This is a genomic window from Lagierella sp. ICN-221743 (assembly GCF_037890055.1).
In the GTDB taxonomy this organism is placed as follows: domain Bacteria; phylum Bacillota; class Clostridia; order Tissierellales; family Peptoniphilaceae; genus Mediannikoviicoccus.
The window spans coordinates 1-1,178 of the sequence record NZ_JBBKBD010000053.1; the positions used below are offsets into that span (position 1 = coordinate 1).

Genomic DNA, 1,178 nt, shown 5'->3' on the forward strand with positions numbered 1-1,178 from the left:
ACTTAAAACAAAAAATTCTTTTTTGTTTTTTGACTTATAAATTATTAGGCAATAAATTACCTAATAATTTATAAGTTTAAATCTGTCTTTAATCTCGTAGTCTTAATTTAACTCACAATTTAATCTTCTGAATTCTATTGGTGTCATGTAATTTAATGTACCATGTAGTCTTTTAGTGTTCCACCATTCTACATATTCATCTAATTTGTCGTTTAAGTCTTTTAAATCTTTGAACTCTTGTCTGTAGACAAATTCTTTCTTTACGGATTTAAAAACACTTTCAGCTACTGCGTTGTCATGAGGGTTTCCTGCTCTACTCAAAGATCTAATAATGCTGTTGTTTTCAATAAATTTATCGATTACACTATTGTAGAATTCACTTCCTCTGTCTGTGTGGAAAAACTGAATTTCATTTAATGGATACTTAATTGAATTTATTGCATCATTCACTAATTTTGCATCTTTTAAATGACCACATGAATAACCTATTAGCTCTCGATTGTACAGGTCTGTCATTAAGCATATATATGCCCATCTTTTATTTACTCTTACATATGTAAGGTCTGAAACCACCACTTCTAATGGCTTTCTATTACTAAACTGTCTATTAACTTTGTTCTCTATGTTTTGTTCATTTTTTGGTGTTTTAGCACCTTTGTGAATTGGCTCTGTATACACCGAAACCAAGTTTAGCTTTTTCATTATCTTTCTAACTTTTCTTCTTGAAACTTGAATATGATCTTTTTTTAATTCTGCTCTAATTTTCCTTGCACCATAAATTTCCCTACTTTCATCGAAAATTTGCTTAACTTTAATTTCTAATTCGATTTCTTCAGCGCTTAAGGGTTTAGGATTGTAATAGTATGAGGATCTATTCATTCCTAAAGCATCACATAGCACTGACACAGGGTACTTGTATTTAAGCACATTAATTACATATCTTTTTTGTTGGCAAGTATCAGTGCTGCCTGCTTTAAAATATCATTCTCCATACGAAGTTTTTCGTTTTGCTTCCTAAGTTCTAAATTTTCTCGTTCTAGGTCACTCATCAATTCAATTTCCTTGAATTGACCACTGTCCCGATGTTGCTTTATCCATCTATCAAAAGCTGAAGGAGTTAGATCGTATTTATCTATTATTTCTTGACGAGTATATCCTGTCTGGTAAAGGTCTACAAT

1 protein-coding gene is annotated in these 1,178 nt (G+C 30.9%); it reads right to left on the minus strand.

The features are described 5' to 3' along the window. Window positions 1-102: 102 nt before the first annotated feature. A protein-coding gene (locus WKS98_RS09910) for an IS3 family transposase (RefSeq protein WP_498918938.1) occupies window positions 103-1,178 on the minus strand; the annotation gives its coding sequence in 2 pieces (ribosomal slippage) (window positions 103-936 and window positions 939-1,178; 1,074 coding nt annotated over the 2 pieces). This gene is flagged as partial in the annotation.